Genomic DNA, 19,560 nt, shown 5'->3' on the forward strand with positions numbered 1-19,560 from the left:
AAGAAGGTCGCGTGAACCTGCTGTACCTACCGGACTTTGAAGTATTTACAAAGTATATTCAGAAGGTTGGAACTATCACTGCGAACACTTCCGCAGTTGAAGGCCGAATTGTTGATCTGAAAGGTGCACCACTGCCGGAGACAACTCCGACGCCGGTACCAACGGCTCCATCCGGAGGATCCGGATCAGGATCTACACCAAGTGCAACAGCAAAACCAAGTGCAACACCTTCAGCTACGCCAGCTCCAACGGCAACGCAACAGGTGACAACCATTACACAATCTGAGTTGACTGCACAATTGGCTAAATTACCTGCTGGCAGCAATGAACTGGTCATCCCGGTCACTGCTTCTGCAGGTGGTGCACAAATCGTGCTTCCAGGCAGCGTTATTGTTGCTCAGGCAGCTGCTCAACCGAATACTATTCTGACCTTTACTGCAGGCAGCACTTCCTATTCCATGCCTGTAAGCATCATCAAAGGAGCTGCACTTGCTGATCAATTGGGTACAAGTGACTTTACAATTACTGTTTCCATGACAGCAGCTGACTCTGCTACGCTAAGCAGCGTGAACAAAGCTGCAACACAGCAAGGCTCCATTACCCTAGCCGGACCTGTGATTGAATTCAGCGTCACAGCCCAAGCGGGAACAAAGAAAGTACCAGTAAACGCTTTTGGCAGCACGTACGTTAAGCGGACAATCATAGTTCCAGGCACTTTGAATGCACAGAACGCTACAGCAGTGGTCTTCGACCAAGCTAGCGGACAGTTGATCTTCGTGCCATCTGTCTTCACAGCCAAAGCAGACGGAACAACAGAAGTAACAATTACACGCAACAGCAACAGCATCTATACTGTGATCCAGTCTAGCAAATCGTTCGGAGATACTGCCGGACACTGGGCGAAGTCATCTATTGATCTGCTGGCTTCCAAACAGATTGTGAGCGGAACAAGCAGCACTACCTTCTCCCCTTCACAATCGGTCAGCCGTGCTGAATTCGCAGCATTGATCACACGGGCATTGGGTCTGGAAACTGTTAGCGGCGGAACAACCTTCAGCGATGTTAGCTCGTCCAAGTGGTATGCGGGCGCCATCCAGACGGCTTCTGCAGCTGGCCTGATCTCTGGCTATACGGATGGTACTTTCCGTCCAGACAGTCAGATTTCGCGTCAGGAAATGGCGGCTGTACTTGCTAAAGCCATCAAGTATACAGGCGCAACCCTGAATGCAGACCCTGCGGTGCTGGCCAAGTTCAGCGATGCAGCCGGTATCCCGGCCTGGTCGCGCGAAGCCGTAGCAGAAATTGCGGCCGCTGGCATCATCCAGGGAACACCTGACGGAGCTTTCGCTCCACAAAAAGCGGCAACCCGTGCAGAAGCCGTAACCATGCTGGAGAAGACTCTGAAGTCACTTCATTTCATCAACTAGACTCTAAGTCGATCCATCATTAAACCACAGATTGTAAAGCATCAATAAAGAGGGACCTGGGCGAAAGTTTCGTCCGGGGCCCTCTTATTATTTTGCAATGACCGGAGCCTACATCAGGTCAGGTCTGCAACACAACCGCTATTTCCATATTAAAATCGGGATTGAATTTTCAAAATTGTTCCATTATAATAAAACCAATATTCAGTTCTATATTTATAGAACATACATAATGATCGTATTTAATCTAACTAATCAACATCAATTATCTCTGAGAGGACAAGTGAACCTATGCCCCCTACCAACTACATCGTGGAAGTAGATTTTGCACCCATTTATGAATGTGTGAATAGCCTCAACGCGTTTCTCCGCAAGCAGAGTCATGCGGTCATGGATTCAGGAAAGCTCTGGGTTCGGGAAGTTCAGCAGCACTTATCACCTGCGCTGCTACAAAAGATGCGAAAAGCCATGGATGCAACGGATGAGTCCAATCTCTATCCCTATATCTGGAACTGTCCAGGCGATCGTTCTGTTACCGGCTTCCTGGATTGGCTGGACGCCCTCTCCTCGGGCGAGCTTTATGAGATCGCTGCCCGGTATAATCTCAGTGTTCCGCCTAATCTTCCAGAAATACGCGACCTAGCCTCTGAGGCTTTACGGGCTTGGAACACCCATTACTTCAGCGGCATCGACCAGGCTATCATTGAGGGTCTTGCGCGCGAAGCCGAGTACAGGCGCGAAATGTTGAACAAAGATAACAGTATGGAGGTCTATGAGCAGGCTACACAAGGCATGCGGCTATATCCTACGGATCTTCTGAAGCAAGTTGTGATCATCCCCCAGTATCATACACGTCCACTCGTGACCAGTGCTATTTATGATGAGGTTATTTTCACCAGCTATTCCTGCGATGTTCTTCCGCCCGGAGCAGGCCGGCCGCCCGCAGAACTACTGCGGCTAACACATGCGCTGTCGGATGAAACAAGACTCTGCATCCTTCGCTTGCTGGCAGGGAAACAGCTTACGTTTACGGAGATCGTTCGGGAGGTCGGCTTGTCCAAAAGCACGGTCCACTACCATCTCATCACCCTTCGGGCAGCAGGACTGGTTATCGTGCACTTTAACAATAAGACCACAGACTATAGCCTGCGCCTGGAGGCGCTGAGCGATCTGCCCCGGCAAATCAGTAACTATATGAAGATCTAATGGGAAAGACACATTTGGGGAGAACCCAAGCTTAAGGGAGGAATCCTATGTTAAAACGTGGTTACTACGGTTTGCTGGCCACAATATCGCTTAGTTCCCTGGGCGATACCTTCGGGCTGCTGGCAATGGAGTGGCTGGTCTATGATTTGACCGGCTCCAAGCTGGCCATGGGCGCCTTAGCGCTCAGCTCCAGCATTCCCGAATTCGTCCTCCGGCTCATCGGTTCACCGTTGTCTGATCGGCTGCACCGCAGCCGATTTATGGCCGGCCTGGCAGCAGTGCGTCTGCTGGCCATACTAGTGCCGCTGACGATGGGTCTGGCCGGACAGCTTCAGCTGTGGCATCTGTTTCTTGCAGCCGGACTCAGCGGTGCTTGTGCCGCCCTCTTTATCCCAACGGCGATGGCTATCGTGCCCGACGTGGCGGACGCTCGCAAGCTAGTGCGCGCATTTGCCGTAATCGACGGATTCAAGAACGCAGCTGCCTTACTTGGCCCTGCCATGGCCGGCGCTCTGACAGCCGCCGCCGGAGCGCTGCCGGCCATGGGTATTTACGCCGTCTGCTACACGGGAGCCATCGTTACTTTACTGTGGCTGCCCAAGATGCAGACACCTGTAAAAAACGAGAACAATTTATCCTTGGCTCGCTACATCCGGGAGATTACTGAAGGCTTCTCTTTCTATAAGAGCTTTCCAGCCATGCTGGTGATCATGTGCATGGTGGCAATCAGTAATATGTGCAATATTGCTGTCTGGACGATGATCATTCCCTTTGTAAGCGATGTGCTGAATAGGGGTGCCGCCACTATAGGCATCCTGACTACAGTTTTTGCACTGGGCACCTTAGTCGGGCTGACCATGATTTCATTCCTAGGAGAAATCAAACAAAGGCAGACGGTCATGCTATCAAGCCTCATGGTTATTGGTCTCGCTACGACATTAATAGGATTTGCTTCGAGTTATCCCTTGGTACTGGCGGCCCTGTTCACCTCTGGAGTGGCAGCCCCCTTCTTTGGTTCACTAAGCTCTTCCTTGCATGGACGCTTAGTTCCGTCCCATTTGCAGGGACGGGTCAACTCAATCCGCTTCCTGATTGGCGGCAGTCTGCAACCAATCGGTGCTATGGGCGGAGCAGCAATAGCACATGCTTACGGTCTGCCTATTCTTTTCCTGTCTGCCGGTCTGATTCCTATCCTGTGTTCAGGAGTAGCAATGCTACTACCTGTTCTAAACGGAATTAACGGAGATCTGTCAGACCTGGAGGCAAAACACACATTAAAACAACATCTAACAACGAATAAAGGAGATGTACCGGCATAACGGAACATCTCCTTTTGATCAACAACTCTATAAGTAATAGTTCAATAGTATACGATGATCTGTCAGGATTTTACCTCGTCAGCATTAGATTCGTAATGGCTGATATCTCCATGCAACAGAATTTCCGGTATGTCCCCTGTAAAATCAATCCGGCTTAGGCAGGTAGGATGGATATACGGGAGATCCCACAGCTTAGGGAGGGGTCTGCCCTCGAAGTACGCCATTAACAGCTTGATCACCACCGTATGGGTGACGATCAGTACAGCTTCACCCTGATGGGCATCCACAATTGCTGCAAGCTTGTCCAGTGCCCGTTCCTGTACCTCTGCAAAGGTCTCGCTGCCTTTCACCTTGAATTTGGCAGGATCCTTCCAGAAATATTCGTACTGATCCGGGTGGATCACCTCAAGCTCTGTGGAGTCACAGCCTTCCCAAATCCCCATCCCGATCTCCAGGAATTCTTCGGCAGACTGAAGTGGAATATTCCGCTCCCCGATAATGATCTCTGCTGTTCGCCAAGCCCTCGGGCTCGGGCTTGCATAGACAGCATCTAATCGTTCGGTGGCCAGGCCACGTTGCAGCCACTCTGCCTGCTGGACACCGAGCGGTGTCAGCGCCGAATCTTTATGACCTTGCATGCGGTGCTGCACATTCCATTCGGTCTGCCCGTGCCGTGTCAAATAAATTGTAGTTGTGCTCATGATTAATCCTCCTTATGTACGATTCCGTTCCATCCATCTTATCGCATAATCCACGATCTCTCGCTGAGGAATCAACTTAGCCGGAGCCGCTGCAACCGGGCCCAAAGCAATTCGGCCTGTATCCTCCTGAAATTGCTCAGCCAGGGCGACAAAATCCTCGGATTCCCAGTCGAGCTCCTTGAACTCCACCCACTGTCTGTTCCCGTCTACCATCATTGGCGCTCCACTGACGATTTCCTGTTTGCCTGGAAAAGAAGCCCGGCATTCCGCCAGATGCAGTGAGGTGTTGTTGAGGTTCTCCACCCCGAGCAGCAGAACACTTCCATTCAGATCATAGATGCGGGCCAGAGGTGAATGTTCTCCCAACCCGAAGTCCAGTCCATGTCCGTCTATGATCACATCCCTGTGCTTACCCCAGGCTGCGAATGAATGGACAGGGTGACTACTGCGCTTGACCCCCTTTTGCTTACGGAAGGTATCTGGTATGACCCCCATCCCCCTTAGCAAAGTCATATCAGGATCATACGCAGGCATCATTTCACGGATTGAAGTCCACCAAGCTTCTGGAACCGGGGGCCTTGACCAGCCCGAAGGATCGGATAAATCGCTCGAATGCGTAGGCATAACTAGCGTCCCCTCTTCTCCCAATACCTCTTCAAGCGCCAAAATAACAGCAACAGGCCCACCTGCTACCCACTCTCCAAGCGATTTAAATGAAGAGTGCATAATTAGCGTCATTCCCTCCTGCACTCCCAGGCGGCGAAAATCCTCCGCCAATGTCTCCACCGTAATCAAATTGCCCTGAATCATTTCCATCCTCAAATCCCCTCCAAATCTATGTATCTAGGCAGCCCGTAATCCCATAATATAATCGTTCGCACAGAGGAGCAAATGTTCAAGTATTTAGTAGTAGTTGTAAAAATATCTCCTTTTGGATACGCTAATCAGAAATAGCCATCGCAGCAAAGAAACAAGAAAGCAGCAGCCCTCCGGATGACCGGGAGGCTGCTGCCTGCATTTCACTGGCAAGCGAAGGGACTGTCCGCTTGATATTATTCTCTTGTGACAAAGCTAACACAGTATCCTCTACCTAATTGTATAGGAGGAGGACGCTTATTCACCTTCTATGCCAATTCAGCCTTGATCAGGCTGATTTCACCATGCCGAAGCGCTTCTGCCGCTGCTCCGCGTAGCAAAGCGCCGTTAATCGTGCTAACGGTGCCATCCGTATACTGAAGCGTCATACTACGGATGGTTGCTCCGCCGTCTCCAAAGGTATCGGCCTTGCGTTGGTTATAATACGTCACCTTGGTTTGACCCAGGAAGGTGAAGCTCAGTTCTCCCTGCTCGTCAAACAGCCAGCCCGGTAGCACAGGGTTGAGGGAAAGCGCCAATTCTCCGTCTACGACGGAGAAGGCCTTGCTGCCAGCCATCATTTTGCGCCACATGCTGAGGAATTCTGCCGTCGATCCGCTTAGCCGGGCTACGAAGCCACGGCCATGCGTGCCAGGGTCAGGGTTGCCTCCCGTAGCGATAAACGACGAGTTCTCCAGCGTGCTCCGACCATATACTGCCGGATCAAGGAATGGCACGAGTGAGGTTTTCAATTCCGAATAGAATTCCTCGTACAGTCCTGCCTTCAGCAGCTCTAGCAAATATTTGTAAGACATGTGCAGGAAGTTGGACTCCCGCTCCAGCCAGCCCGGAGTGAAGGCGCGCATCCGCCCGATTTCATGAGATTCCTCTTCTAGACTTACAGACGTTTGGTACATCGATGTCTGAGGATCATATAGTCCGGTGCCCTTAATCAAATTATAGATTTCCTTGGCCTTCACCGGATCCTTCAAGGTCTTCAGCCAGCGGGTCGGTCCTTCCAGGAAATAAGGCAACGGCTTGGCCTCAAACTCTTGCACCACTGCTTTTTGCAGACCGTATCCACTAAGTACCGGTCCACCTTCCGCATCTACCACAGGCTCAAACCGGGTAGCCTCGAAGCGGAAATAAGTCGGTGTCAGTCCGTTCCCCAGCTTCACCGCTCGCTCAATACCCTCGTCAAGCTTGAGCAGGAACCGGGAGAAGGCACCACGGATGTGGGTAAGGGCAACTTCAGACTCACTTCCCGTAATGCCGAACCGGATGCTCTCGCGGTAAGCTTCACGGGCCGAAGCTACGGTATCCCAGTATGCAAACTGGGTCAGTTCTCCCTCCAACACAGAAGTAACAGCGGTGTTTACCTGCTCCAGCAGAAGCGCTATTTCTTCCGGCAAGCGTGCTGTGCCTTCCGCATTGTCCGGGCTGTCCAGCACATCGAGCAGGAAGGACACTGTCCGCTTAAGCTCGAAGGTCTCGCTCATCCCGGATCCGAACAATCCCGGCAAGCCATTCATAGCATCATTCCAGCCCGGTTTGTTGCCTTCCATTTCCACACCCATTCCGTAAGGGTCGAGTGTAGCGAATTTGTTCAGGGCCAGCGACACTATTTTTACAAACAGGTTCGTATTATACACCGAGCCACGACCGCGTTCCGTCCGCAGCCACTCCGTGCTTCCGGCTTTACGCTTCAGCTTGTGCAGCTTCTCTTCGTCCTCAAGCAGCGCGCCGTACTGACGTACTTTCCCGTCACTGATGACGTATTTCTCGCTGCGTGGGAGAACATAGGCGGGACTGTCATAGAACGCATAGGTAGCGTCTCCGAAGAGCAATTCTTGTCGCCGGTCAGGGAAAATATCCAGGTACCCCTCAACCAGATCAAGGTTGTATGTCCAGTGATCGGACCAGAAGCCCTCCCCGAAGGAAGCTTCAATGTTCTGTTTGGACAAAGAAAGCACACCGAACAAGAACTCCTGCTCTTCTACTTTCAGCTCGACATGATGGTCGGCGATGTAATTGATCAGACCACCTGGGGTGAATACGCCGCTGAGCAGCTTGCCAAGTCCTTCGTGCTGATTCGCAGCGCCTTTCTCAATCCAGGCTTCCAGCGCAGAGCGATTCTCCGGCAAAATTTCAAAAGTCGTTCCCTGAACACTCAGTGGATTGTACCCATCAGCCTGCATCAGGCTGTAAAACATTTTGATATTGAAGCTGCCGACCTTCGGATTGAAGAACACATCATTGCGACGGTTCTGGTTCATATCCCGGAAGTTCCCGTTGCCTTGAGAATAGTATTCTGGCGCTAACGAGAAGAAGTTGTAGTCGCGCTCCATGTCGCCATGCTTACGGGAATACAGATGCACTACGAAGCCATCTCCACCGTTATCGAAGATGAACGGGTAGCCTCCACGCAGGAAGTTGTCGAGATAAGACTGACGGCAGTAAGCATCAAAGATCGGAGAAGAAGTCTTTGTTGCAATATCTTCAGTCAGATCCTCAGTGAGTTTGGACGCTTCCTCAGCTTTATCGGAAATGTAGGCGTCACGGCAAATGTGCGCCGACCTTTTATTGATCTTCTCAATGTCACTGACGTGGCCGATCAGGGTGTTCACCGTCAGGCTGGACCCTGGAACCAGCGTCCGCGCTACGCCACTGAAGCCACAAGGGACCTTATTGACTGGATATTGACGCAGTTCTGCAAGACCAGACAACGATAACTCCGCGAACCGGTCGGGATAGGACAGGGAAGTGTTGCCACCAAATACAACCTCAAAATCTACGAACGGCGAGATCTTCTCTCCCTCTCCAGTAAAGGACAGGTAGAAGTGGCCCTTCGTAATCTCACTGACCTCCGCATCGTCATTGGTGCTGGAACGCAGCTTATAGAACGGGATACCGTTCTCTAGGTTGTAGACATCCATCCAGCTCCGCAGAAGGTTGCCGATGTCTTTGTAGCCACTGTTCTCGACACCGAACGGCAGAATTTCCGGAAGACCATCCAATAGTTCAAAATCGATCTCCTGGCCCCCGATATTCTCAATCGTCACCCGGCGTACCAGTGCAGCGTAATCTTCATTCGGAAGATTAAAGTAATGGACTGTCGTCTTCAGCCCATGCCCAGCATGGCTTTCCTCGATGGTCAGACCGTTTGGAAGAATGGTCATAACCCGCTTAGCCTCGGCATCAGGACGCGCCGACTGGAACGGCTCGTAAATTTCCCGTTCCCCCTTGATCTTGATAAAGGTCCGGAAACCGGAGTTGGCCACATTCTTGTAAGAAATGTTCGCCGGAGAGAATTCCATGATCGGCGAGTTTTTGTCGCGAATCCCGAAGCTACATACCCCTTGACCCCGATTGACATAGAAGGACCACATCGGAATTCCTTTCAAACCGGCAAGGCCAGGCAGGAAACTGGCAAACGGTTTGCCTTCATGGAACTGCTCTATCACGAATTTGCCGGAATCAAAATAATAATGACTCATACTGCTACCCCTCCCTGAATGAACTATTGTGTAATGAGATGCGTGATGATGGAATGCGCCGGAAGCTCGAAGCGGGCAACCTCATCACCCAGTCCCAAAGTAACCTCGCGGGACTCTTCCCCTTCGTTCATCAGCACGACGGCAAGACTGCCATCCGGATTGCGGAAAGCTGTGGACAGGACGCCTTCAGCAGAATTTTGCAAACCAATTCTCACCGCGCCTGGAGCAATATATTTGCTGAAATGCCCGATATAGTAATACGAGCTGTTATAATGAATTTCGTTCGTAGTCGTGTCGGCAATTACTGGAGCATCGCACAAATTGTTAACATGGTTAGGGCCTCCAGTCTCATCCAGCACCAGGTTCCAGTCCAGATAGCCTTCGGTCCAATGATTGAGGTCGCCGATCATATTCCGTCCGTAGCGTTCGCCTGTGAACCACTCTCCAAGTCTCACGCCGCCTTCCTGGCAGCCCTCTGTGAACAACAGATGCTTGTCAGGGAACAGGTCATGCACCTGACCCACTTTCTCGAACTCCTCGCCGCCGTACCAGTGGATACCTGTACCCCATACATACTTTGCAGCTTCAGGATCGGATAGCACTGCTGACGCACGTTCAACCATAATGTCCCGGTTATGATCCCAGATTACAATATTCACGTCGCCGTAGCCCTCTTTGTGCATCACCGGTCCCAGGTGGTTCTTCACGAAGTCACGCTCTTCTTCCGCACTGTACACACAAGAATCCCACGTCTGAACAGCAGCCGGTTCATTTTGTACGGAAACCGCCCAAATTGGCACACCTTCCTTGCCATAGGCTTCGATAAACTTCGTGTAGTAACGCGCCCACACATCGGCATATTCCGGCTTCAGCTGTCCGCCGTTATTCATCTCTCCATTCGTCTTCATCCATGCCGGAGGACTCCACGGGGAAGCGAGCATGGTGAACTCGCCGCCTTTAACAGCCATAGCGTCTTTGATTAGCGGCAGCACCCACTTATGGTCGTGAGAAATATCGAAAGTAGCCAGCTCTGTATCGTTGTCCTCCACGTACGTGTAGTTGCCAAGTGCAAAATCGCAGCTATGGATATGTACGCGGCCCATCGAGTAGTTAAGTCCCTCTACAGGGTGAAAATAGCGGTGGATGACCTCGGCCCGCTTCTCAGGGCTAAGCCTAGACAATGTATACGCAGCCGCTTCAGTGAATGCTCCGCCGAAGCCGATCATCTTCTGATAAGATTCTTCAGGCTTCAGTTCCACTTGAGCTGCATTACCTTCTCTAGCCTTAAACTCAATTCCGTCTACCTTGCTGAGGCGTTCTCCTGTGTCTTTGGCGGTTACTACGGTTTGAACTGTTGTCATTGTCATATCTCCTTATAATTGGAATAATTGCTTTCGAAACGATTCGAAACCGGTTTCGATTTTTTCGAAAAAAAATGGCGTTTTTTGCTTTAGTGCAAAAAATCATAGCAGAGAGCCATCTGAAGCGCCATCCGTGCTTATTGCCTAAGACCGGATGGGCCCCGATTATAGTTACTCCTCTTTCGCGGGGGGTGCACAGGAATCTCTTACAATGACTTCTACTGGCAATGCTAGGGCTTCCTTCTCGTTCGGGATCTTGTCGATCGCGGCAAGCAGGATCTCCGCTGCCCGGCTTCCCAACAGTTCCGTGTCCTGCCTAACTGTTGTCAGGGCCGGGGTGACATAGCGCGCCAGTTCGATATCGTCATATCCCATGACCGAGATATCTTCAGGTACAGCCAGACCGGAATCTTGCGCCGCCTTGACGGCTCCAAAGGCCAACAAGTCGCCCGAAGCAAACACGGCCGTTGGCCGCTCCGGCAATCGCAGCAGTTCCATCATGGCATTGTAACCGCTCTCCAAAGAATAATAGGCGCCTGTGACGATATAGGAATCCCGCAGCTCCAGCTTCTGCTGCAGCATCGCGGCCTCATACCCCTCTTGCCGACGACTTCCCGGAGTGGTGTTCACACCGCCGGAAATATGAGCAATTCTGCTGTGGCCCAAGCCAATCAAATACTCCACTGCCTGCACTGCGCCGCTCCAGTTATCCGAGCATACGGTATGGGATTCCGGTGTCTCATAGTCCAGAACCACTGTAGGAATATCACTATCCAGTAGCTCCTGAAAATAAGGGTCTTCATAATCAGACAGAAAGACCACAACTCCGTCCACCCCGCGAATCCGGCAATTCTCCAGATATCCGCTCTGCTTACCGCCCACATCCTTGGATATGAACATCAGCGCATACCCTTTAGCCACGGCCACCTGCTTGAAGCTTTCGATCACCGCGCTGAAAAAGGGATGGCGGATACCCGCTCCGGTGCTCTCCACGAACAGCACGCCGATGGTCCACGATTTCTTCGTGGTCAGCGTTCGGGCATGGGCGTTGGGCACATACCCCATCTCCTGTGCTGTGCGGAGGATATCCTGGCGCGTCTTCTCGCGCACATCGGAATAATTATTGAACACCTTAGACACGGTCGTCGGAGAGTAACCGGTTCTTTTGGCAATATCATAAATAGTCGTCAATCCGGTTCACTCCCGCCTCTCATCATGAGAACGCTCTCCGTTCACTGACATTCTAACGTCTTTCCTTACGGTAGTCCAGCATAAAATATCTCTGTACAGGAGGCCAAAGGGTAACGATCTGAATCAGAAGTCCCAAACTCATATACAAAACATGAGGCCAGTAAACCGCATTCAGGATATAAGTCTGCACCATAATCCAGATGATCTGCCCAAAGCCGATATAGAGTGAAAGTACCCACGAACTATGAAGTTCTTTAAATGGATTCAGTACCTCAGCCCATTGCCACTGCGGCCTTCTGATCATGCTGTACAGCGTGAACAAAGGGAACAAGCCAAACACCATAAGCAGCAACAATCCTGGCACCAGAAAATCAGGAAAAGGTGATCTTGTCAGCAAGGTTACCGACATACCCACCAAGCCGCCTTGGGGATCGGCCACCAGTGCGCCACCACCTGCAATCGCTCCAACTCCCAGAAAAGCCTGAAGAATGTACAACAATACTACCGAAGGCGGTCTCTTGTCGTTACTTGTCTGGCTTTGCAAAGTGCCTATTTCAGACTGCATTCCTATCCCTCTTTTCCATGAATAGTCGTGCTTATGCCCTATTTAATTACTCTATGCGTTACCTCGCTCTCATTTTACAGTGTTTTCCTTGGATATACCGAGACAGAAATCACAATAGAGAGGCCTTTAGCGACATTTATTGTCTGCGGTGTAAACGTCTGCACTTTGCGTTATACTGAAACTGCTATCTATACTACGAGGGGACAGGACAGGGCTGTAAGGTTCTTCGTCCAAAATATACCGATGACCGATATCATTCTGCCTTCTTCCAAACAATGTGCCTACTGTGAGCAGCTTAAGCCTCTCGCCGAGTTCCGCAGGCGGACCGGCAAGCGCTCCAAGGCCCAGGCCCGGCGAGGCGCGTGTCGGGATTGCCGCAAGCAGCGCGCTGCTGAATCTGGTATCACGCAGCTGCAATCCTTGCAGCCGCCAATGCCAGCGCTGGCACGCCAGACGGAGCCTGGAAGGGCGGCCGTAGCGCCCCCATCGCCACCGGAAGCTACGCGAGACGTTCCTAAAAAGGCGGCCGTCGGCCCGCTGACTCGCTCTCGCGCCGAACGAGCCAAGGAGCGGAAAGCCGCAGCTTCGCTCACGGCAGCGAAGCCTGCCACCAAGGGGCGACCGCGCGGGGCCGAGCCGCGGCGAACACCGCTGCATCAACGGGGGCCTAAGCCAGAGCCCACGGATACCACAGCCTTGGTACCCTCGTCGCAGGGTATGATCCTGATGCGTGGTCATAGTGACAAGGGGAGGCGCTGGCATCAGGAGATTGACTTGGAACTGGCGGTTACACTGGTTAAGGAGCATGCTGCAGTAGTCGTCAATCGGCGGACCATCCGCCGCCTGTACAGCAACAAGGCCTTCCGTGCCCTGATCCTGAACAGGGACCGCTATACCTGCTATTTCTGCGGACTCTACGGAGATACCATCGACCATTTGCTTCCGCGTGCCAAGGGCGGCCATACGACACCGGACAATTGTGTATGTGCCTGCAGCCTGTGCAACCAGACCAAGGCAGATAAGGATGTCGAGGAATTTATGGGCAGAAAAAGGTAGCTACTTCTACTTCCCCATAACAAATAAACGCTCCAGTCCCCCGGCAAGCTGCTGTCTCTGGACAGCGTAAGCCAAGGCATCGGAGCGTTTTTAGTGATAGGTGTCATAGAACCCCGCACGCAGACAGTTACGTCTTGAAGCGAGCGGATGGATAAACTTTAACCGGTGATATTCTTGACCCGCCCGACTTGGCCACTGGTCAGCCTGACCTTGATGCCATGCGGATGCCGCGGGGAATTAGTCAGGATATCCTTAACCTGACCATGGGTCAGCTTACCTGTAGCCTGATCCTGCTTCAGTACGATGTCTACCTCAAGTCCGGGCCGGATATCCGCCCTGTTTTGTCCATTCATGATGACATCCCCCTTTCATGCTTATTATTATTGTTAACAAACAATTACAGCTGAAACTATATATTTCAAACAGTTTAAGGACGTGAACAATTATGGCCTTCGGAATCAAAAGAGAAGAATTGCAAGCATGGAAGAAGGCTGTCTCTGCGGGAGAGATAGCCTTCCTGACCCATTACTGGATTGATCCCCGGTTTCCCGGCATGACCACCGTGACCAAGGTTGGCTGCAGCGACCTGGATCGGCTCGCCCATTGGTGCAAGCAACATGGTCTGCCTGCCAAATATATTCATAACCGCTCACCGTTCCCTCACTTCGATCTCATGGGCCACCGCCAGAAGGAAATTCTCCGCAGCGAGGGGCAGCTCGATCAGTTAGAACGGTTCAAGCTGCTCTGATCAGGAAGACATTGCCCTGATACGCTATTTTTTGCGCCGCAGGTCTTCCATGATCTTGCGCCCAGTAGGTGTCTGAGCCAGTCCGCCTCCGGCGGTCTCACGGTGGATCTCCGGCATCGCCGAGCCAACCTCCAGCATGACCTTGATCACTTCATCGGAAGGAATCACGCTGCGCACACCTGCCAACGCCATATCTGCGGCGGCCAGTGCGGTCACTGCGCCAAAACCGTTTCTGACGATGCAAGGGATCTCTACGAGCCCGCCGACAGGATCGCAGATGAGACCCAACGTGTTCTTAAGCGCCAGACCTACGGCATGTACGGCCTGTGCCGGGGTTCCGCCGCGCAGCTCAGTTAGCGCGCCCGCTGCCATGCCGATGGCTGAGCCTACCTCGGCCTGGCAACCGCCTTCCGCGCCAGATACAAAAGAATTATTGGCGATAACATAGCCAATCGCTCCGGCAGCAAACAGGCCGGAGACCATGACATCATCACTCCAGCCAAAACGCTCCTGGCAGCTGAGGAATACCCCTGGAATGATGCCGCAGGAGCCCGCCGTTGGCGTAGCAATAATGCGACCCATCGAAGCATTCACTTCGGACACCGCCAGTGCATAGGCCATAGCCTGACCCGCTGGGCCACCAAGAAGGGGCTCCGCTGCTGCATTATAGGCGCCTACTCGCTGGGCATCCAGTCCGGTAAGTCCGCTGCGGGAGGTTGTATCTTCATGCATCCCACGGTGTACAGCTTCTTTCATGACCCCGTAATACTGGCTCATGGTGGCGAATTCCTGCTCCTTGGAGCGACCCGATTCCGCACTTTGTTCTTCTAGCATCAGGGCGCCAATCCCAAGGCCTCTTTCCTCGCATAATACAGCCAATTCACTTAATGTTCGAAAATTCATGATGTACTTTCCTTCCCTTTCTCCTCTTGCCCAGCTTCATTCAAATCTACGAGCTTCACCGACTTCACTGCTGGGAGGTCCCCCAGGGCCTGAAGCAATTCAGGTGTCGCCGATTCATCCAACTCAAGCACGGTCAGTGCAGCGCCACTGCGGTTCTTGCGGTCAAGAGACATATGTCCGATATTGACCTGCCCGCTGCGCATAACATCCGTAACACTCGCAAGCACGCCCAAGTAATCCATATGCTCAATGAGGACCGTAGGATACATGCCTGTCAGCTTCACCCCGAAGCCGTTAATATCAACAATCTCAATGTTGCCGCCTCCGATGGAAGTCCCGGTTAGCGTCAGCTCCTGTCCACTGTCCTTGCCAACGAGACGCAGTCTTACCGTATTGGGATGAGGGAACAAACCCGTTCCCTGGCGGAAGGAGATATCCATACCTGCCTCTGTGGCAAGCGTTATAGAATCCGGGAGCCTTGGGTCGTCGGTGGTATAGTCCAACAATCCGCCGATAATTGCCCGATCCGTACCGTGACCTTCATAAGTCGCAGCAAAAGAGCCGAAGAAAGTTACTTCGGCTTCACGCGGCATTTCGCCCAACACCTGGCGGGCCGCCCGGCCAATCCGGGCCGCTCCTGCTGTATGCGAACTGGAAGGCCCGACCATAGCCGGGCCGATAATTGAGAATACATCTTTAAAACGCATGATGATAAAGCCTCCGTTTATACAGCTAAGCAAATATTCTACGCTTGCATATCCCTATTATACTGCACAGGTGCCAAACCTACACAGTGGAGCAAGCGATTATTTTGACAAACTGCAGGCCTTAGCACCTTCCACTAAGAGTCATAGCCTACGTATCCCGAGAGTACAGCGCAATGTCGTCACGGTATTGCCAGCCGAGTCCTTCCCAAAACTGCCGACCCTTCTGGTTGTCTTGGATCACCATGAGATGACATTTGGTAATGCCGTCCTCCCTCAGCTTGTCCAAACAACGGGCCACCAGTTCGCGCCCTGAGCCCTTGCCACGGGATGCGTGACGAACGGCAACATGATACAGAAACCCCCGGCGACCATCATGCCCACACAATGCCGTACCGATCAGAGAACCGTCCTCATGTACACAAACCTGGCTTAACTCCGGATTGCGCTCCAGAAAACGTGAGATTCCTGCCCGTGAATCTGCCTCGTTAAGTCCCATCCCCTCAGTATTCACCCATAATTCATAAGCCGCATCGTAGTCGTCAGCTGTCATTGACCTATAGATCACGATTTCCCACCTGCCTTTACAAACCGGTAACCCGTAATTTCATATCCTAATCTTTTGTAAAAAGCATGCGCTTCCTCGCGTTCGGTGCCGCTAACCAACCAGGTTCCAATACAGTCGCGCGCTGCGGCCAGCTCCTCTGCATACTCTACTAGCTTTCGTCCCACGCCCAGCCTGCGGCTTTCCTTATCTGTCACAAGCACGGAAATTTCGCCATAACGGGTATAATCCTCAATATTTTCCCGCACACGGAAACCTAAAGCCCCCAGAAGGCGTTCTTGTCCCTCGGAAAACTCTTCATTCTTCTCTCCTAAGCACACATACAGCTCTTCAATAGGACTGGTAGCTATAAAATCAAGCCTTTTCTCCACTTCCTCCAGTTGCAAAGGCTTGCTGATCAACTGCACCATTAGCCGGTGGAGTTCCGGCGCATCGCTTTTGAACGCTTTTCGGATCACCAGATTCATGTGACAACGACTCCTTTACGATTTATCCAGTATGATTTGTTATAGACCGCTCCCCGCACAAAGCCCTTAGCTCCATTTCAGAAAGCTTATCAAGTCCAAGTACAGCCTCGTAAGGATCACCCTCCAGCTGCAAAAGCTGGGCAAAGGCCGGTTCCGTCTTTACCCCTTGGCGCTTCAACTGTATAACCTGTTTTCTAAAAGAATCGCCCAATATACTCAACACCCGGGCTTCGACAACCATATGAATATACCCGTTCTGCTCCCTGCTTGGACGCGGTTGTCCGAACAGTTCTACCGGCCAACCTCCTACGCTAAAATTGATTTTAATGCGAGGGGTTCCATCAACGGTCCGTGATTCGCAGCTATACTGATCCATCTCACCAAAGTGTAGACCAACCTGCGCGGCAAAGGCCTCCCGATCATGTACCTCACAGATAATATCGAGATCGCTGCCCTCCACCTGAATGCCAAGCGGCACCGTCCCCACAAGTACAGGGTGGTACTGACTCAACACGGTAAGCACATTCAGTTCAGTCAGCAGGGTATGCACCTCCTTCTGAAGTGCTGTACCCTGCTGCAAATAGGAAATATCCAGCCAGTGCTCATCTTCCACCATCTAATCCCACCCCCTTGCAAAATACGACCCTACTTTACACCGAAAGCCTGGCCTAAGCCTTCTTCCCTTATTAAATCCTTGCACCTGTGCACAAGGGAGTGCACGATTCCCTGGGCGAACGCATAGAAATATAAGAACACAGAGAAGCCCGAGGAGGAGTTCGTTCCATGAAGCAACCCCTGGTATACCCCTACTACGGACAAAAAACCGTCTGCACGGAACAGCCGATTGCCTTCCCGCCCCAGCACCAGGAGCGACCCGGACTGGAAAGTCTGATGACTCCTCGTCCGATTAGCGAGAACCCGGAACTGCGTGGCAGTGGCAAGCTGAAGGGCAAGGTTGCCCTCATCACCGGGGGCGACAGCGGCATCGGAAAAGCTGCGGCCATTGCCTTTGCCAAAGAGGGCGCGGATGTAGCCATCGCCTATTTGAATGAAGTCTCCGACGCAGAGGTCACTCAGCGGCGCATTGAGGAGCTCGGCCAGCGCTGTCTGCGAATTGAAGGCGACCTGCGCTTCAAACAGAACTGCACTGCGGCTGTAGAGCATACCGTTGCCACATTCGGCAAGCTGGATATTCTTGTGAACAACCATGCGATCCACTTTCCACAGAAGAGCATCCTCGACATCTCGGAAGAACAGCTGTATCTGACCTTCCAGACAAATATCCTCTCCTACTTCTTCCTGACTCAAGCCGCACTGCCTCATATGAAAAGAGGAGCTTCCATTATTAACACGGCCTCCATTACCGCTTATCGAGGGAATGTGGAGCTTATTGATTACTCCTCTACCAAAGGAGCCGTGGTCTCTTTTACCCGAGCGCTAGCCATTTCGTTGGCTGATACTGGAATTCGTGTCAACAGCGTGGCACCCGGGCCGACATGGACACCGCTGATTCCATCCAGTTTTTCACCCGAAGAGGTCAGCACATTCGGTACAGGAACCCCGCTTAAGCGGGCAGCACAGCCGTATGAACTGGCTGGAGCATACCTGTATCTGGCGGGACCGGAGTCCTCCTTCGTAACCGGCGCGTGCATTCATGTCAACGGTGGAGACATGATCACCAGCTGAGAATTTTACCGAAAGGAGCCAAAACGATGCATAGAACCCAACCCTCCGAAATCACTTCCGTCAGGTTGACTGCCGGAATGTATGCCCTGAGCAAATTGGCCTGTGCAGGCCTGTTGTTCTTACTCTTATCCCTGTTGACGCTGGTCTACCCCGCAAGCGAAGGCTCACCGGGTGAAGAATGGCCTGTCTCTGCCGCCTACGCCATTTATGCCTATGGCCTGCCGGCTGCGTTGGTCGCAGATGGACTGCTGCGTATTCTGCGCATCCGCCTCCTGGCCGTAGCCTTCGTCGTCTACGCCGCGGCAGGCCTAGGAGCAGGTCTCTGGCTGGCTGCAGAACAAGGCGGCACCCCCTTGCTCTGTGCAGCCGCTGGCATCATCGGTCTACTCTTGTTCCGCACGGCACAAATCGCCGTGGAGCGGCTTCCACTATTTCTACCTGTATTCGCTTTGTTCGTTCCGCTCCTGTGCCTGGTGCTGTTTAACTGATCGGCTATGGCCTAGATCCTGTTAGCCAATGTCCCCATTTAAAATGCGGTCCGTTAGTTACGAGTTAGTTAGATAGATATGAGTTAGTTAGATAGATATATGAGCTAGTTTGATAGACATGAGTTAGTTAGATAGGTATGAGCAAGTTAGATAGACATGAGTTAGTTAGATAGACATGAGTTAGTTAGATAGACATGAGTTAGTTAGATAGATACGAGCTGGTTAAATAGATATGGCTTCCGTTAGATACGGCTTCGCTAGTTGTGGCTTTACGGCATATCGTTCAGCTATAAAGACGAAGTTAAGAACCAAACGTAAAGCTCGTCGTTACTACGGAGGAATGTTTGACTTCCCCCTTCGTTCTTCTTTTCTACCTTGGTTTCTTTTGTTCGGCAAATATAACAGCATTTTTGTACCTTATATTCATCAAATATAGGCCAATAAGTTAAATAAGGGCATTATTGCATCTTATTTTCAAAGAAATCACCCTGAAAGGGCTACTGTGGAAGATTTAAGGTACAATATTGCCCTTAATTCCCTCAAACCCTTGGCTGCAGAGACAATTAGGGTACAAAAATGCCGTTAATTACACTTCAGGAGTGCGTTCCATATAGGATCTTAGAGTCTATACATCACCGTAATGACGTTCGGACTTTAAGTTTGAATCCTGGGTTTGAACCTTAAGTCCGAATTTTGAGTTCGAGCCTTGAGTTCGAGTCTTGAGCTCGAATCTTGAGTTCAACTCTTGAGCTCGAATCTTGAGTTCAACTCTTGAGCTCGAGTCTTGAGTTCAACTCTTAAGTTGGAATCTTGAGTTCGAACCT

General features: G+C 51.7%; 20 protein-coding genes. 7 read left to right on the top strand and 13 right to left on the bottom strand.

The window, feature by feature from the left end; genetic code table 11:
• From ACFORK_RS21495 to ACFORK_RS21505, 3 genes are all read left to right on the top strand, one after another.
• The coding region (locus tag ACFORK_RS21495; protein WP_379202834.1) for an S-layer homology domain-containing protein at positions 1-1,427 on the top strand (1,427 nt) is incomplete at its 5' end.
• Positions 1,428-1,715: 288 nt separating this feature from the next.
• Positions 1,716-2,630, top strand: coding sequence for an ArsR/SmtB family transcription factor (locus ACFORK_RS21500; RefSeq protein WP_379202836.1), 915 nt, complete (start codon positions 1,716-1,718; stop codon positions 2,628-2,630).
• Between the two features lie 47 nt (positions 2,631-2,677).
• Positions 2,678-3,949 (top strand): MFS transporter, encoded by a 1,272-nt coding sequence (locus tag ACFORK_RS21505; RefSeq protein ID WP_379202838.1) that lies wholly within the window; start codon positions 2,678-2,680, stop codon positions 3,947-3,949.
• Positions 3,950-4,011: 62 nt separating this feature from the next.
• On the opposite strand, the gene ACFORK_RS21510 is transcribed toward ACFORK_RS21505, so the two are convergent.
• The 7 genes from ACFORK_RS21510 to ACFORK_RS21540 all read right to left on the bottom strand — a co-directional run bounded on the left by ACFORK_RS21510 (position 4,012) and on the right by ACFORK_RS21540 (position 12,119).
• Positions 4,012-4,650 carry a histidine phosphatase family protein gene (locus ACFORK_RS21510; RefSeq protein ID WP_379202840.1) on the bottom strand — a complete coding sequence of 213 codons (639 nt, stop codon included), beginning with the start codon at positions 4,648-4,650 and terminating at the stop codon, positions 4,012-4,014.
• Positions 4,651-4,662: 12 nt separating this feature from the next.
• Positions 4,663-5,466 carry an AAC(3) family N-acetyltransferase gene (locus ACFORK_RS21515; protein WP_379202842.1) on the bottom strand — a complete coding sequence of 268 codons (804 nt, stop codon included), beginning with the start codon at positions 5,464-5,466 and terminating at the stop codon, positions 4,663-4,665.
• Positions 5,467-5,590: 124 nt separating this feature from the next.
• On the bottom strand, positions 5,591-5,728 hold the full coding sequence (locus tag ACFORK_RS21520; protein WP_379202844.1) for a hypothetical protein: 138 nt from the start codon (positions 5,726-5,728) through the stop codon (positions 5,591-5,593).
• A gap of 46 nt (positions 5,729-5,774) precedes the next feature.
• Positions 5,775-9,002 carry a cellobiose phosphorylase gene (locus ACFORK_RS21525; protein WP_379202846.1) on the bottom strand — a complete coding sequence of 1,076 codons (3,228 nt, stop codon included), beginning with the start codon at positions 9,000-9,002 and terminating at the stop codon, positions 5,775-5,777.
• A 23-nt stretch (positions 9,003-9,025) separates the two neighbouring features.
• Complete coding sequence (locus ACFORK_RS21530; RefSeq protein WP_379202848.1) at positions 9,026-10,363, bottom strand: glycoside hydrolase family 30 protein; 1,338 nt, start codon at positions 10,361-10,363, stop codon at positions 9,026-9,028.
• Between the two features lie 171 nt (positions 10,364-10,534).
• Positions 10,535-11,554: a LacI family DNA-binding transcriptional regulator gene (locus ACFORK_RS21535; protein WP_379202850.1), complete on the bottom strand. Its 1,020-nt coding sequence runs from the start codon at positions 11,552-11,554 to the stop codon at positions 10,535-10,537.
• Between the two features lie 52 nt (positions 11,555-11,606).
• Positions 11,607-12,119, bottom strand: coding sequence for a hypothetical protein (locus tag ACFORK_RS21540; protein WP_379202852.1), 513 nt, complete (start codon positions 12,117-12,119; stop codon positions 11,607-11,609).
• A 243-nt stretch (positions 12,120-12,362) separates the two neighbouring features.
• On the opposite strand from ACFORK_RS21540, the gene ACFORK_RS21545 reads away from it, so the two are divergent.
• Complete coding sequence (locus ACFORK_RS21545; protein ID WP_379202854.1) at positions 12,363-13,175, top strand: HNH endonuclease; 813 nt, start codon at positions 12,363-12,365, stop codon at positions 13,173-13,175.
• A gap of 158 nt (positions 13,176-13,333) precedes the next feature.
• Here ACFORK_RS21545 and ACFORK_RS21550 read toward each other — a convergent pair whose 3' ends face one another.
• Positions 13,334-13,528 carry a YwbE family protein gene (locus ACFORK_RS21550; RefSeq protein ID WP_175370842.1) on the bottom strand — a complete coding sequence of 65 codons (195 nt, stop codon included), beginning with the start codon at positions 13,526-13,528 and terminating at the stop codon, positions 13,334-13,336.
• A 92-nt stretch (positions 13,529-13,620) separates the two neighbouring features.
• Between ACFORK_RS21550 and ACFORK_RS21555 the strand changes: the two genes are divergently transcribed.
• Positions 13,621-13,923: a hypothetical protein gene (locus ACFORK_RS21555; RefSeq protein ID WP_379202857.1), complete on the top strand. Its 303-nt coding sequence runs from the start codon at positions 13,621-13,623 to the stop codon at positions 13,921-13,923.
• Positions 13,924-13,947: 24 nt separating this feature from the next.
• Here the strand turns inward: ACFORK_RS21555 and sdaAA are convergent, their stop codons facing one another.
• The 5 genes from sdaAA to ACFORK_RS21580 form a co-directional block, all read right to left on the bottom strand.
• On the bottom strand, positions 13,948-14,826 hold the full coding sequence (gene sdaAA / locus ACFORK_RS21560; RefSeq protein ID WP_379202859.1) for an L-serine ammonia-lyase, iron-sulfur-dependent, subunit alpha: 879 nt from the start codon (positions 14,824-14,826) through the stop codon (positions 13,948-13,950).
• On the bottom strand, positions 14,823-15,533 hold the full coding sequence (gene sdaAB, locus ACFORK_RS21565) for an L-serine ammonia-lyase, iron-sulfur-dependent subunit beta (RefSeq protein ID WP_379202861.1): 711 nt from the start codon (positions 15,531-15,533) through the stop codon (positions 14,823-14,825). Before sdaAB ends, sdaAA begins: the two co-directional genes overlap by 4 nt.
• 148 nt (positions 15,534-15,681) lie before the next feature.
• On the bottom strand, positions 15,682-16,098 hold the full coding sequence (locus ACFORK_RS21570; protein ID WP_379202863.1) for a GNAT family N-acetyltransferase: 417 nt from the start codon (positions 16,096-16,098) through the stop codon (positions 15,682-15,684).
• Complete coding sequence (locus ACFORK_RS21575) at positions 16,095-16,562, bottom strand: GNAT family N-acetyltransferase (RefSeq protein WP_379202865.1); 468 nt, start codon at positions 16,560-16,562, stop codon at positions 16,095-16,097. The genes ACFORK_RS21570 and ACFORK_RS21575 overlap by 4 nt, the downstream gene beginning before the upstream one ends.
• 22 nt (positions 16,563-16,584) lie before the next feature.
• A complete protein-coding gene (locus ACFORK_RS21580) occupies positions 16,585-17,178 on the bottom strand; it encodes a DUF4269 domain-containing protein (RefSeq protein ID WP_379202867.1) in 594 nt (197 codons plus the stop codon).
• Positions 17,179-17,345: 167 nt separating this feature from the next.
• Here ACFORK_RS21580 and ACFORK_RS21585 point away from each other — a divergent pair, with 167 nt between their 5' ends.
• Complete coding sequence (locus ACFORK_RS21585) at positions 17,346-18,248, top strand: SDR family oxidoreductase (RefSeq protein ID WP_379202869.1); 903 nt, start codon at positions 17,346-17,348, stop codon at positions 18,246-18,248.
• A gap of 26 nt (positions 18,249-18,274) precedes the next feature.
• Complete coding sequence (locus ACFORK_RS21590) at positions 18,275-18,736, top strand: hypothetical protein (protein WP_379202871.1); 462 nt, start codon at positions 18,275-18,277, stop codon at positions 18,734-18,736.
• The last annotated feature ends 824 nt before the right edge of the window (positions 18,737-19,560 follow it).

This window comes from Paenibacillus sp. GCM10012306, assembly GCF_042649265.1.
Lineage (GTDB): Bacteria > Bacillota > Bacilli > Paenibacillales > Paenibacillaceae > Paenibacillus_AQ.